Origin of the sequence: Hyphomicrobium denitrificans ATCC 51888 (assembly GCF_000143145.1) — a bacterium.
In the GTDB taxonomy this organism is placed as follows: Bacteria; Pseudomonadota; Alphaproteobacteria; order Rhizobiales; family Hyphomicrobiaceae; genus Hyphomicrobium_B; species Hyphomicrobium_B denitrificans.
Map to the genome: position 1 here is coordinate 2,503,149 of NC_014313.1, position 13,516 is coordinate 2,516,664.

The 13,516-nt window shown below is 61.9% G+C and carries 13 protein-coding genes; 8 read left to right on the top strand and 5 right to left on the bottom strand.

All coding sequences use genetic code 11. The annotated features are described in order from the left end of the window. The first annotated feature begins 81 nt into the window (after positions 1-81). Positions 82-1,116: a class I fructose-bisphosphate aldolase gene (locus HDEN_RS12075; RefSeq protein WP_013216403.1), complete on the top strand. Its 1,035-nt coding sequence runs from the start codon at positions 82-84 to the stop codon at positions 1,114-1,116. A 99-nt stretch (positions 1,117-1,215) separates the two neighbouring features. On the opposite strand, the gene HDEN_RS12080 is transcribed toward HDEN_RS12075, so the two are convergent. After that, the gene (locus HDEN_RS12080) at positions 1,216-3,447 is read right to left on the bottom strand and encodes a L,D-transpeptidase family protein (RefSeq protein WP_013216404.1); all 2,232 of its coding nucleotides are present in this window, start codon (positions 3,445-3,447) and stop codon (positions 1,216-1,218) included. Between the two features lie 288 nt (positions 3,448-3,735). Here HDEN_RS12080 and HDEN_RS12085 point away from each other — a divergent pair, with 288 nt between their 5' ends. From HDEN_RS12085 to HDEN_RS12105, 5 genes are all read left to right on the top strand, one after another. Next, a complete protein-coding gene (locus tag HDEN_RS12085) occupies positions 3,736-4,380 on the top strand; it encodes a thiamine phosphate synthase (RefSeq protein ID WP_013216405.1) in 645 nt (214 codons plus the stop codon). Beyond that, complete coding sequence (locus HDEN_RS12090; protein WP_013216406.1) at positions 4,377-5,465, top strand: tetratricopeptide repeat protein; 1,089 nt, start codon at positions 4,377-4,379, stop codon at positions 5,463-5,465. The genes HDEN_RS12085 and HDEN_RS12090 overlap by 4 nt, the downstream gene beginning before the upstream one ends. Before the next feature lie 118 nt (positions 5,466-5,583). Then, positions 5,584-6,378 (top strand): inositol monophosphatase family protein, encoded by a 795-nt coding sequence (locus tag HDEN_RS12095; RefSeq protein WP_013216407.1) that lies wholly within the window; start codon positions 5,584-5,586, stop codon positions 6,376-6,378. A gap of 111 nt (positions 6,379-6,489) precedes the next feature. Further along, positions 6,490-7,554 (top strand): hypothetical protein, encoded by a 1,065-nt coding sequence (locus HDEN_RS12100; RefSeq protein WP_013216408.1) that lies wholly within the window; start codon positions 6,490-6,492, stop codon positions 7,552-7,554. Positions 7,555-7,558: 4 nt separating this feature from the next. Continuing rightward, on the top strand, positions 7,559-8,587 hold the full coding sequence (locus HDEN_RS12105) for a peptidoglycan -binding protein (RefSeq protein ID WP_013216409.1): 1,029 nt from the start codon (positions 7,559-7,561) through the stop codon (positions 8,585-8,587). A gap of 218 nt (positions 8,588-8,805) precedes the next feature. Here the strand turns inward: HDEN_RS12105 and HDEN_RS12110 are convergent, their stop codons facing one another. Continuing rightward, complete coding sequence (locus HDEN_RS12110) at positions 8,806-10,623, bottom strand: ABC transporter transmembrane domain-containing protein (protein WP_013216410.1); 1,818 nt, start codon at positions 10,621-10,623, stop codon at positions 8,806-8,808. 265 nt (positions 10,624-10,888) lie between these two features. Between HDEN_RS12110 and rpmE the strand changes: the two genes are divergently transcribed. Next, positions 10,889-11,113: a 50S ribosomal protein L31 gene (gene rpmE / locus HDEN_RS12115; protein ID WP_013216411.1), complete on the top strand. Its 225-nt coding sequence runs from the start codon at positions 10,889-10,891 to the stop codon at positions 11,111-11,113. Between the two features lie 86 nt (positions 11,114-11,199). Here the strand turns inward: rpmE and rcdA are convergent, their stop codons facing one another. From rcdA to HDEN_RS18385, 3 genes are all read right to left on the bottom strand, one after another. Next, a complete protein-coding gene (gene rcdA, locus HDEN_RS12120) occupies positions 11,200-11,748 on the bottom strand; it encodes a protease adaptor protein RcdA (RefSeq protein WP_013216412.1) in 549 nt (182 codons plus the stop codon). Between the two features lie 374 nt (positions 11,749-12,122). Continuing rightward, entirely contained in the window at positions 12,123-12,314 is a 192-nt protein-coding gene (locus HDEN_RS12125; RefSeq protein ID WP_013216413.1) for a DUF1192 domain-containing protein, read from the bottom strand. Next, positions 12,296-12,436, bottom strand: a complete 141-nt coding sequence (locus HDEN_RS18385) for a hypothetical protein (RefSeq protein WP_013216414.1) — start codon at positions 12,434-12,436, stop codon at positions 12,296-12,298. The genes HDEN_RS12125 and HDEN_RS18385 overlap by 19 nt, the downstream gene beginning before the upstream one ends. Positions 12,437-12,469: 33 nt before the next feature. Between HDEN_RS18385 and HDEN_RS12130 the strand changes: the two genes are divergently transcribed. Next, positions 12,470-13,465 carry an NAD(P)H-quinone oxidoreductase gene (locus HDEN_RS12130; RefSeq protein ID WP_041922025.1) on the top strand — a complete coding sequence of 332 codons (996 nt, stop codon included), beginning with the start codon at positions 12,470-12,472 and terminating at the stop codon, positions 13,463-13,465. Positions 13,466-13,516 lie beyond the last annotated feature (51 nt).

Below are 13,516 nucleotides of genomic sequence, written 5' to 3' on the forward strand. Positions count from 1 at the left end.
TATGAAACTCGGACGGGCGCCCTGATCGGCGCCCGTCTTTGTTTAAAGAAAAAAAACCTCAAAGGCCATTCGGAGGCATTTATGAGCGAGAAACTCGAAGATATCGCCCGCGCTCTCGTTGCGCCCGGCAAGGGCATTCTGGCTGCGGACGAAAGCACCAGCACCATCAAGAAGCGGTTTGACACGATCAACCTCGCCTCGACCGAGGACAGCCGCCGCGATTATCGCGAAATGCTTTTCCGCTCGACCGAAGCCATGAAAAATCACGTCTCGGGCGTCATTCTCTATGACGAGACGATCCGCCAGAAGGCGAAGGACGGCACGCCGCTCGTCGACATCATGAAGGCGGCAGGATCGATCCCGGGCATCAAAGTCGACACGGGCGCGAAGCCGCTGGCGGGGCCGACGTCGAAGGTCGAGACGATCACCGAAGGCCTGGACGGACTTCGCGAGCGTTTCGCGGAATACCACAAGCTCGGCGCGCGCTTTGCGAAGTGGCGCGCGGTCATCACGATCGCGGACGGCTATCCGACGTGGAATTGCGTCAAGGCCAACGCGCACGCGCTCGCCCGTTATGCCGCGCTCGCGCAGGAAGCCAATATCGTTCCGATCGTCGAGCCGGAAGTGCTGATGGACGGCCCGCATTCCTCGCACGACATCGACGAATGCTATCGCGTGACGGAGTGGACGCTGCGCACCGTGTTCCGTGAACTCTACGACGCGCGGGTCAATCTCGAAGGCATCGTGTTGAAGCCGAACATGATCATCGCGGGCCAGAAGTCGCCGAAGCAGGCGAGCGCGGCCGAGGTCGCGGAAAAGACCGTGAAGGTGCTGAAGGAAACCGTGCCTGCGGCGGTTCCGGGCATCGCGTTCCTCTCCGGCGGACAATCCGACGCGGTGGCGACAGAGCATCTGTCGCTGATGAACGCGTCGGGTCCGTTGCCGTGGGCGCTGACCTTCTCTTACGGCCGCGCATTGCAGGCGGCTGCGATCAAGACATGGGCCGGGAAGCCGGAGAACGTCGCCGCCGGCCAGCGCGCGTTCGCGCATCGCGCAAAGATGAACGGACTGGCAGCGCTCGGCAAATGGAGCCAATCCCTGGAGAAGGCCGCGTAATCAACGCGGCTTTCGCCGCCACGCGGCGTCGCGTGTTTGAAAATCAAAAGGGCGGCTCAAAGCCGCCCTTTTTCTTGTCCGGCGATCCGGCAACCGGGGCTAGTTCAGAAAGATGCTCGAAAGCGCATCCTGCAGCGTCGTTGCCGGCGTGATCGGGTTTTTCTTGGACGACGCGGTCTTCTTGCTGTTGCGATTGTTGCGGGCAACAGGCGGCGCATCGCTCATCGAGTCCGAGCCGTCGCTGATGGCGCCGGGCGCATCAGCTTCGGTCGGGTCGATGGCTTCCGGCGCGTTGTAGCGAACAGGGTGTCCGCGAAGCGCCGACATGACCCGATTATCGTTGCCGTAGATATCGCCGTAAGTCCGCAGCTTGCCGTCCTCGTCAACGCGCGCCGTGAAATACACGAGGTAGACCGGAACGGGCTTGCTGAGCGTGACGTCCGCGCCGCCGTTCCAAAGCTCTCCGACCTTTTCGGCTGAATAGCCTTTGTCTTCCTGCAAGATCACTTCCGCCGTGCGGCGCGGATCACCGACGCGCAGGCAGCCGTGGCTCAGCGCGCGATTGGCCTGTCCGAACAGGCCGCGCTCGGGCGTATCGTGCATGTAAACATCGTGCTTGTTCGGAAAACGGAACTTGACCATTCCGAGGGGGTTATCGGGGCCCGGCGGCTGAACGAAGCTGTAGCGGCGGATATCCGCCGTGTTCCAGTTGACCGAATTGGGATCGACCGGGCGGCCATTGAAAGACACCTGGAGCTTGTAGGCTTGCAGAACGCGCGCGCCACCGCTGTTTCCGCCGCCACCGCCGCCGAAAAGCTGATCGAAGAAATCATAGCCGGTATTCGACGCTTGCTTGAGACGCGGCGCAAGCTCCTTCGCCTTGATGCCGTCGGGCATACCCCAGCTCGGCCGGAAGATGACGTACTGCATGCTGGCGGTGAGAACGGGTGTCGGCCACGACGGCTGTCCCACGATCATTCTCTGGTTGAGAACGCGCTCCTTACCCCTCCAGATTTCGCTGGTGTACTCAGGAATGTTGTTCATCACATAGAATGAACCGAGATTCTCAGGCAGCCAACGCCAGCGCTCCATGTTGACGATCAGGCGATCGACGTTGCGTGCCGGATCGATGCGTTTCGACTTGCCGCCGCCATTCAAGGCATTGCGCACGCCGTTTCCGACCAGACCGTCTGGCGTCAACCCGTTCGCGCGCTGATAATCCTTCACCGCATCGAGCAGAGCGTCGTCATAAAGATCGTTGGCATCGGGGCTTTCGGACGGGACTTTCAGGCGCTGACGAAGCAGTGCGACCTGATCGTCTCGCGTTCCGAGCCGGAGCACCTTACCGCGCGGGAGCTTCACCTCTTCAGCGGGATCGGTTGGCGCTTCCTCCTCGACGGTCACGCCGCGCGCCTTGAGCAGTTCCTGGCGCAGTTTCTCGAACCCGTCATGCTTCGGATTGAACCCGCGCAGAAAGGGACCGGGGTGCGATGCATCCGCGAGTTCGCGCATCACTGTCTTGGGATCTTTAACCGGCGGCTTCATGTCGAGAATGTTGCTCAGCGAGGCGGGATCGAGACGGCCGCCACGCGCGAAGCGCGCGTACTTCAAAGCCGCGAGCGTCAACTGCGCTTCTGCACTTCCCTGCGCATCGGCATCGGCGTTGCTCGCAAGAGCCGGAATAACGAAATCTGAGGACTCGAGGCCCCAATCGTCCGCCTTCCGAAGTTCCGAGATCACCGACTTGGCTTTGTCGTTGAAGCTGCCGTCGTGAACCCAAAGCGGCTCTTTGTGCGAATTGTAGTAGTCGCTGGCCGCGGCAATGTCCGACGAGAGGTTGTTTCTGCCGCCAAGCGATTTGTCTGTAAGTTTTGTGCGTGCCGCTTCGACGACCGGACTGACAAGCGTCTCCGGGGCTGCTGCGGCAGCAGCCGGCGATGCCGGTTGAGCCTCTGGCTGAGCCCCCGACGCAGGCGCGGTTGCAGATTCCGTCGCAGCGGGTGTGGATGTCGAGGGCGACTCTGCGGGCGGCGTCACGGCGGCCGTTGAGGGCGCAGGCTGCGTTTCAGTTGCAGGAGCAGCATCAGACGGAGCAACAGCGGTTGCCGGAGCCGGCTCTGTTATCGGCGCAGGCGGCCTAGCAGCCTCCGGAAGCGCGCTCGTCGTCTGCGGAACCGGTGCTGCGGAGTTGGTCGCAGGCGGAAAGTATGTCGTCGTCGCGCCGCTTTCCGACGTCCCGGAACTTGTTTCAGCGAGCGCCGCTACACTCCCAGCCGAACAGAACGCCAACACTCCAAAGCTGAAAGCGCGCAGAGCGGAAAGCTTGTTCATTTCCCAAATGGCTCCGTTAGGCGAGAAGCACGCCGACGTCAGGTACCCGTCTGACAGTTGGTGAGCCCTCATGTTGGCGGAAAAACGCCGAAAAAATGGGGCTTAAGCGGAACATGGCCCGTTCGCATAGTCTGGTAAACCGTCGGCCATGAAAAATCCGGCGAAAAAACAGTGCTGTGTCCCGGAAAACCCTATTTGAGTGTAACGAGAAGTCCCAGGCAGCAAAAGTCGTTCTTGTTTCCGCCGCAATCGGCTTCGAAGAGCGAACGCAAATGCGGAGAATTGAGCGTGTCGAGCGGGTCGAAGCTTTATCTGGACTATGTGATTACCGGGCCATCGGCGCAGTCTCGGCCCGTGTTGTCTGCGGTACTCGAAGCGTCGCCGGTCGCGAGCCTTTTGATCCGTCCGGGCCCCGGCGCGGCGTACGATGCGCAAGTCGTTCGAGAGCTGACGGCGCTCGCGCAGAAACAAGGGGTCGCTGTTCTCGTCAATGACGTGCGCATTGCCAGCGATGTCGGCGCAGACGGCGTTCACGTCGCGTGGTCCGCCGACGTCGTCGAACGCTACAGAAGCGTTCGGCAAGCCGCTGGCCGGGACTTGATCGTCGGAGCGGACGCAGGTCGAACGCGCGACGACGCCATGCAGATCGGCGAAGCGGATGCCGATTACGTTGCGTTTGGAATTCCGCCGCATGTGGACGACCGCAGCCGCGCCGCCGAACGGCAGCTCGATCTTGTTACATGGTGGAGCGAGGTCTTCGAGATTCCGTGCGTGGCGCTTGACGTTGCCAATGCCGAGCATGCACGCGCCCTCAGCGCTGCCGGGGCGGATTTCGTCGGCATCACGATCGCGGCGGACCAATCGGCTTCCGAGGCTGCAGCACGCGTTCGCGCCTACAGCGAAGCGGTTTCGGCCCACGAGGATGCAACGTGACGCGCAATCCGAACCTTATTCTGCGCCTTGGGACGACAGCGCTGCTGCTCTGCGCGGCAAGTCCGCTCAGCGCCGAGACGAGTTCATGGTCGGCGCGCGAAACGTCGGTGCCAAAATCGTCTCCGGCGCCGTCAGCGTCCCCACTGCCGCCGCCCAGAGCGCCTTCGCCCGCAGCCGCGCAGGACTCCGGTGCGACGGGGATCAAGAAAGCGATCCCATCGCTGGTGCCCGCGACCGGCGACAACGCCGCTTACCTCGCGTTCGATCAGGGGCAATACCTGACCGCGTTGAAGCTCGCAGAGGAAGCGGCCCAACGCGGCGAAGCGCAGGCCAATACGCTGATCGGCCGTATCTACGGCGAAGGTCTCGGCGTCCAGAAGAACGAGCGGAAAGCCTACGACTACTACATGAAGGCGGCGCAGCTCGGCGACGTGCAGGGATCGTTCGCCGCGGCTTTGGCGCTTGCCGAGGGACGCGGCGTCAAGAAAGACCGCAAGGTCGCGGCGGAGCTTTTCGAGAAGGCGGCGCTCACCGGAAACGCGGAAGCGAATTACAATCTCGGAATGCTGTTCCTCAAAGGGGACGGCAAACCGCAGAGCCCGATCCGCGCGTTTCAGCACATCCGTTACGCGGCGGAGAAAGGCGTTCCGGAGGCGCAATACGATCTCGCCGAACTCTATCAGACGGGCACCGGGACCGAAGCCAATGCGCTCGAGGCGGCCCGATGGCTGTCACGCGCGGCCGAGCAAGGGTTGACACCGGCGCAATATGACTACGCGGTCAAACTGTTGCAGGGCTTCGGACTTTCGAAGGATGAATCCAAGATCGCGGTGCTGATGAAGGCGGCGGCCGACAAAGGCGTTCCGGGCGCGCAGAACCGCATGGCCTATCTCTATCGCGACGGCATCAAGGTCGACAAAGACCCGGTCGAAGCGGCGACATGGCGGCTGATCGCCAAGAAAAACGGCTTTGAAGACAAAGAACTCGACGCGATGGTTGCCAATCTGCCCAAGGCCCAGCGCCAGAAAGCGGAAGCTGCGGCGTCGGCCTGGCATGACCAGATTGAGGTCGGGTCCGCGCCCTAACGCCGCTCGCAAAGCCCGTGTAAACCTCTAAGCCATTGCAAGCCTTGCTTGTTGTTTAGAGAGGGGCTAGAGCCGCCCTTTCTCGCCATTTGCGCAGCGCGCCCGGACCTTCATCCCGATGATCAACGTATCGCCTACCCTCAACGTCATGATTACGGCAGCCCGCAAGGCTGGACGCAGCCTGTCCCGCGACTTCGGCGAGGTCGAGCAGCTACAGGTTTCGATCAAGGGTCCGGCGAATTTCGTGTCGGCGGCGGATCACAAAGCCGAAGACATCATCTTCAAGGAGCTGTCGAAGGCGCGTCCGGGCTACGGCTTCCTGATGGAAGAGCGCGGCGAAATCGAAGGCGCCGACAAGACGCATCGCTGGATCGTCGATCCGCTCGACGGCACGACGAACTTCCTGCACTCCAATCCGCTGTTCGCGATTTCTATCGCGCTCGAACGCGAAGGCCAGCTGATCGCGGGCGTCATCTATAACCCGGCCAGCGACGAGCTTTTCACCGCCGAGAAGGGCAAAGGCGCGTTCATGAACGACCGGCGCCTGCGCGTCGCGTCGCGCAAGACGCTGGCGGATTCGCTGGTCACGACCGGCATTCCGCACCGGGGCCGTGCCAATCATTCCCGGTTCCTGCAAGAGATGGGAACCTTGATGCAGGAAGTCGCCGGCATCCGGCGCTCCGGTTCAGCGGCGCTGGATCTCGCGTTCGTGGCAGCGGGACGCTTCGACGCCTACTGGGAACATGGCCTGAAGCCCTGGGATATCGCGGCCGGGATCGTCATGGTGCGGGAAGCGGGCGGGCTGGTCAGCGATCTCAGCGGCGGGGACAAATTCCTCGAAAGCGGAGACATTCTTGCTGCGAATACGACGCTTCATAAGGCATTCGGTGGACTGCTTTTTACGAAAGCGTGACCTGAGATCGGAATGCAACGCCATTTCGGCATGATGTTGCCGGTTTTCGATGGGAGACGCTTGCGCTAAGATTTGGTGATAGTCCGCGGGGGACGTTCGGGGAGACCACCAATGGCCAAGATCCGCCCGGGCGATACCGCGGCACTCGCACCGGTTTCGCGCCGTCTGACACCGCCCGGTGTCTTTTTGCTGCGCATGACGATATTCCTGACGCTGGTCGGCTTTCTCGCCGCCATTCTGTTCGATCAGCTCAAGCATTCGTTTCTGAACAATCCGGGCCTTAACGGACTGATCGTCGGCACGCTGGTGCTCGGCATCATCTACGCCTACCGGCAAGTCTTCCGGCTTTATCCTGAAATCCGCTGGGTCAACGCGTTTCGCATCGCCGACCCTGGACTCTCGATCAGCGCCAAGCCGGTGCTGCTCACACCTATGGCGACGATGCTGCGCGACCGGACGGGAACGATCTCACTGTCGACGGCGGCGATGCGCTCGTTCATGGATTCGATCGGCTCGCGCTTGGACGAAGCGCGCGATACCGGCCGCTATATGGTCGGGCTGCTCGTGTTCCTCGGCCTGCTCGGAACGTTCTGGGGCTTGCTTGAGACGATCCAGTCCGTCGGCCGCGCCATCGATACACTCGACACAAAAGCGTCGGACAATGTCCAACTCTTCAGCGATTTGAAAGCAGGTCTTTCCGCTCCGCTCGCAGGCATGGGCACGGCGTTTTCATCCTCGCTGCTCGGGTTGTCGGGATCGCTCATTCTGGGTTTCCTCGAACTGCAGGCGAGCCACGCGCACAATCGCTTCTATAACGAACTGGAAGAATGGCTGTCGGGCATCACCGAGCTGACGCCGGGCGGCACGGCGGTCGGTTCCAGCGATTACGTCAACCGGCAGCTGCTCGGCGCGATCGTCGACATGCAGAAGGCACTGGAAGATTTCACGGCTCGCCTCGGCGAACAGCCCGTCGTTCCGCCGCGCATGCTGGGGCAGCCGCAGGGCGCCAATCCGGAAGAGGTTCGCGACCTCGCGCGCGGCGTCAATCAACTCGTGACGCAGATGCGGTCGGAACAGAAGGTCGTTCGCGAGTGGGTCGACGAGCAGGCGCAACAGCAGGCGGAAGTCGCGAGCATGCTGAAGAACCTCGCTGACGCAATGAAGCGCGGAGACTAGAGCCATGGCGCGCGGACGCTCCCGCCGCGGCGGAGAATACGGAGAGTTCTGGCCAGCCTACGTCGACGTGCTGTCGACGCTGCTGCTCGTCGTCACGCTCCTGATGTCGATCTTCATGATCGCGCAATATTTTTCCGCCGAGGAAGCGTCAGGAAAAGACTCCGCGTTGAAGCGCCTGACGCGGCAGATCAGCGAGCTGACGTCGATGCTCTCTCTCGAAAAGGGAAAGGCGCAGTCCTCGCAGGATGAGCTTGCAGCACTGCAGGCGACGCTTTCGAGTCTCAAGACGGAAAACGAGAAGCTGACAGGCGTCGGCCTTGGAGCGGATGAGCGCGCCAAGTCCGCTGAGGACAAGCTTGCCGGGCTCAGCTCCGATCTGCAGTCGCAAAAGAACATCTCGGATGAAGCGCTCTCGAAAGTCGATCTTCTAAATCAGCAGCTCATTGCGTTGCGCCGGCAGATCGCCGGCTTGAGCGACGCGCTCGACGCGGCAGAGAAGAAAGGCGCTGAAAGCGACAAGACGATCAAGGATCTCGGAGCGCGTCTCAATGCGGCGCTGGCTCAGCAGGTGCAGGAGCTGAAGCGCTATCGCTCGGACTTCTTCGGGCGCCTCAGGGAGCTGCTGAAGGATCGCAAGGATATCCGCGTCGTCGGCGACCGCTTCGTGTTTGAATCGGAAGTTCTGTTTTCATCCGGCTCCGCCTCGCTGACGCCGGAAGGCATGGCGGCGATGGATCAGATCGCTGAAGCGATCCTGGAACTCCAGAAGGAAATTCCTGGCGACATCGACTGGGCGCTGCAGATCAACGGTCATACCGACGCGCGCCCGATTTCAAATCCGCAATATCCGTCGAACTGGGAACTGTCGACGGCGCGCGCGGCCTCCGTCGTCAAATATCTGGTGTTGCGGGGCGTTCCGGCAGACCGGCTCGTTGCGGCGGGTTATGGAGAATTTCAGCCGGTGGATGCTTCCAACACGGAAGAGGCTTACCAGCGCAACCGGCGTATCGAGCTGAAGCTGACCAGCCGCTGAGCGCAGCGGGCGTCGAGGCGCAGACGTCGAGCGCGCGCTATCGCACGCCCAAGGTTGTCAGAACCCAATCCATGCCTGCGCCGCCGTTGTACGACATGTCGTAAGCAAAGGCCGCGAACAGGATGACGATGGCGAGCAATCCTCTCATGCGGCCATCATGAGTGGCGAGGCATTAACCGGCAGTTAAGAGTGCCGCCGGCCTCGCGAGCGGCGACCGCTTATTCTGCGGCTTCGCGTCCGAACTGAAGCTCGGCGAGCCGCGCGTATGTGCCGTTGCGGCGGACCAGCTCGGCGTGCGTGCCGGCCTCGACGATGCGGCCTTTTTCCATGACCAGGATGCGGTCGGCCTTCTGCACGGTCGCGAGGCGGTGGGCGATCACCAGCGTCGTGCGATCGGTCACCAAGCCGTCGAGAGCGTGCTGCACGGCATGCTCGCTTTCGGCATCGAGCGCGCTCGTCGCCTCGTCGAGGAGCAAGATCGGCGCATTCTTCAAAATCGCGCGGGCGATGGCGATGCGCTGGCGTTGGCCGCCCGACAGCAGCGCGCCGCGCTCGCCGAGCTTGCAGTCATATCCACCGGGCAACGCGCTGATGAAGCCGTCGGCCTGGGCCGCGATCGCCGCTTGTCGAATGTCCGCCAGCGTTGCGTTCGGCGTCCCGTAACGAATGTTTTCGGCGACGGTGTCGGCGAACAATGCTACGTCCTGCGGGACAAGCGCGAGCCTGCCGCGAAGCTCGGCAAGATCGGCATCGGCGACGTTGACGCCATCGACATCGACGCGTCCCGCGCTCGGATCGTAGAAACGCAGAAGCAGATTGAAGATCGTGCTTTTGCCAGAGCCCGACGGCCCGACCAGCGCGATCGTCTCGCCGGGCTTGACGTTGAACGAAACGCCGTCGAGCGCTTTTTCATCGCGGCGCGTCGCATAGGAGAACGTGACGTTCTCAAATGCCACGGTGCCGAGCGGCGGCTGAGGTAGCGGGACGGGTTTCTCCGGCGAGCGGATTTCCGGGATCGTCGCCATCATTTCCGAAAGCCGTTCGGCGGCGCCGGCCGCCTGCGTGATCTCTCCCCAGACCTCGGAGAGTTCTGCGAGGGCTCCGGCCGCGAACAGCGCATAGAGAACGAACTGACCGAGGCGTCCGGCCGTCATGTTGCCTGAGATGACGTCAGATGCGCCGTACCAGAGCACGCCCGTGACGCTCGCGACCGTCAGGAAGATCGCGACGCCTGTCAGCGCGGCGCGCGCCCGCATTCGCTGGCGGGCGGCATCGAAGGCGCGCTCGACAACGCTGCTGAAGCGCGCCGTTACGGCCTTCTCGTTGACGTAGGCGAGCATCGTGCGATGCGCGGCAAGGTTTTCAGCCGCGTAGGCGGAGGCATCGCCAAGCGTGTCCTGTGCCGTTCGCGACAAGCGCCGAACGAGGCGGCCGAAGCCGACAAGCGGCAGAACGATCACCGGGATCGCGATGAAGACGAGCAGCGAAAGCTTGGCGCTCGAGACGAACATCATCACCAGCGCGCCGATCAGCATGATGAAGTTGCGCGCTGCCTGGCTGAGCGACGACCCGGCGACGGCCTTGATCTGCGTCGTGTCCGCCGTCAGGCGGCTCATGATTTCGCCGGAGTGGTTGACGTCGAAATAGGCCGGTCCGAGCGTCGAAAGTTGCGCGAAAACTTTCGTGCGGAGATCGGCGACCACCCGCTCGCCGATCCAGTTGACGAAATAGAACCGGGCCGGGCTTGCGATCGCGAGCAGCAGGCCGATGCCGATCAGCGTCAGGAAGTAGCTATTGATCAGGTGAGAGTCGTGCGAACCGAAGCCGTTGTCGATCATGCGCCGGACGGCCATCGGCACCGCCAGCATCGCAACCGCCGACATGACGACCGCGATCGCGGCCCCCCAGAGCGCGCCTTTATGAGCCAGTATCAAAGGCTTCAACGCGAGGAGCGGCTTCAGCGAGGCACGTCCTTTCGAGGCGTTTTCGCCCGTCGACGTTTCCCGGCGGCCCAAATCAGTCGTTTCGCTGCTCATCGGCTTTTCTGATCCAACGCTCGGGGAAACATAGCCGTTTCAACCCTTAAAGCCGCCCGGGACCATGCCTGAGCCTAAGCCCCGGCTCAAGAGACAATGGGCCGCTGCCAGGCCGTTCGCGCGCGCTCCACGTGCGACTTTCCGGCCTTGTGCAGTGCCCTCTTTCCGGGTACACAGCAGCCAATTCAGTCCCTTTTCAATCTAAAGGGCCGGAGCTTTCTGGAGCTTCGCCGCCAGCAACGCATTTTCAAGACGGACTACCGCCATGAAGAAAGACGCCGATCTCCACCCCGATTATCACCAGATCAAAGTCGTGATGACCGATGGGTCGGAATTCACCACCTATTCGACCTACGGCAAAGAGGGCGACACGCTGACGCTCGACATCGATCCGAACACGCATCCCGCCTGGACAGGCGGCGATCAGAAGCTGATGGACCGCGGTGGCCGTCTGTCGCGCTTCAAGAAGAAGTTCGAAGGCATGTTCTGATCGCGGCTTCGCGACTTATAGATTTCCGCAATAAAAAGGCCCGGTTCGATGACCGGGCCTTTTTTTGATTTCGATATTGGCGGTGCTCAGCTGAGCTTGCTCGCGAAAGCGCGCTCGAGCAGTCCGACCTGCTGCGCGACGGGGTTTGCTGCGCCGGTCAGTGCTTCGCTATCGTCCGGCTTCGACATCGCGCGGTCGAGCTGAGAGATGCGGTCGTGCAGCGCGAAGCTTTCCTCGATCAGGCCTCTGAGGCCGTTCGGGAGATCCGGAAAACCTTTGACGTGCGAGGGGCGACCGAACGCCTGCAGCTTTACGCGGCGGCGTTTCTTCTGCGCCTCTTCGTCGGTGATCTCACCCTCGCGCAAAGCGCGGCGGATCAGGAGCCACGACGCGAGATCCAGGAGACGGGTCGTCAGGCGCATGCTCTCGGTTGCATAGAGCACACCCGCCGAACCGTTCAGATTCTTTGCTTCCTTGCGGCCCGGGCCATCGAGATAGCTCGCGGTGCGCTCGACCAGCGCCATGCCTTCGCGGAAGATGTGGTCAAACTGCTCGGAGGACTGAAAGCGTTCTCCGAACGAGACCGTTATGGCGCCGCTTTGCTGCGCGCCGTCGACGCTGAATACGTTACTCATGACCCTCAACGATACAAACGCTTACCCGTCCGCTGTTGCTATCACGAACTGACAGTAGGGCACCATAGTTAATAAGAACGCCCAAAACGGGGCACTTTTTTCGATGCTGTGGACAATGCAAAAAAAGAGCCGCCCACTTTTATGGACAGCTCGAAAGTCAACAGGAGGCGTCAAACAAGCGGCAGAGGGGCCGCTTCAATCCAGATGGCCCGGATCGGTGGTGACTTTGCCGCGATATGCTTAAGTTCGGGTTAAGCGGACGTTGCTCGCGCGCGACGCGAAATTCAGGATTGCCGCGCGCATGAGCTTTCTCGATCACGCGCTTTTTCTTAAGCGCGATATTCGGCATTCGACGAACCAAATTAACGCGCGCTTCATGATTTAAAAAGCGCCTGCGCTGCGGCTTCATGCTTTCGCTTCTTGTCGAGTTCGATACGCACGCGTTCGATTTCGGAATTGAGATCCGTGATCCGCTTTTCGAGTTCTGCGACGGACAACGTCGACAGGTTTTCTCCGATCACGACACCGCTCGGCTTCTTTGCCGGCATCAGGTCATCAAGGTCCACTGGCGCACCTCCATGCTGAGCTTCATCCCAACGTAACAGTAGCCAAGCGGGCCCGCGCGGTCGAGGCGCTGAGCCTTCGTGACGCGTTGGCGCGGCTTGCGAGGCAGGATCGGAGCGTGCATTGCTCGCGCACTCCCACAATGAAAGATCAGCAGATGAGCGCCCAGACCTCCATGAAAGCCGTTGTCATCAAAGGAAAAGGCGGGCCCGAAGTTCTGCAGGTGCGCGACCTTCCCGTGCCGACGCCGGGCGCGGGTGACGTGCTGATCAAAGTTGCAGCGGCAGGCGTCAACCGGCCGGACGTGCTGCAGCGTCAAGGAAATTACCCGGCGCCGAAAGGCCATTCCGAGCTTCCGGGACTCGAGGTCGCGGGCCTCGTCGCGGCACTCGGAGAGGGCGTCAATGGACTTGCCGTCGGCGATGCGGTGCTCGCACTGACGCCCGGCGGCGGGTATGCGGAATATGCCATTGCGCCGGCGCTCTGCTGCATTCGCAAGCCCGAAGCCCTTTCGTTCATCGACGCGGCCGCGATCCCGGAAACGTTCTTCACGGTCTGGCACAATGTGTTCGAGCGCGGCGCGCTGAAAGCGGGCGAGACGTTTCTCGTGCACGGCGGCACGAGCGGTATCGGCGTCACGGCGATCCAGCTTGCGAAGGCGTTCGGTGCGCGCGTCATCACCACGGTCGGCTCCGACGAGAAGTGCGAGGCCGCGCGCGCGCTCGGCGCGGACATCGCGATCAATTATCGGACCCAGGATTTTTCCGAAGTCGTCAAAACCGAAACGGGCAAACGCGGCGTCGATGTCATTCTCGACATGGTCGGCGGCGACTACATCGACAAGAACATCCGCGCGCTGGCGGATGACGGACGTCTGGTCAATATCGCGTATCAGAAAGGTTCGACGGCGACGATCGACTTCATCCGCGTGATGCTGAAGCGGTTGACGATCACCGGATCGACGCTGCGCATCCGTTCGAACGACGTGAAGGGCGGCATCGCGCGCGCTTTGGAGGAAAAGGTTATTCCGCTGGTGGCGTCGGGGAAAATCAAGATCCCGGTCGACAGCACATTTCCGTTGGCGGACGCGGCGAAAGCTCACGCGCGCATGGAGTCGAGCGAACACATCGGCAAGATCGTGCTGACCATCTAATTGCCGTGGATGGCCGCCTGCGCGGCCATGACGATGGTATTGAAAGGCTGC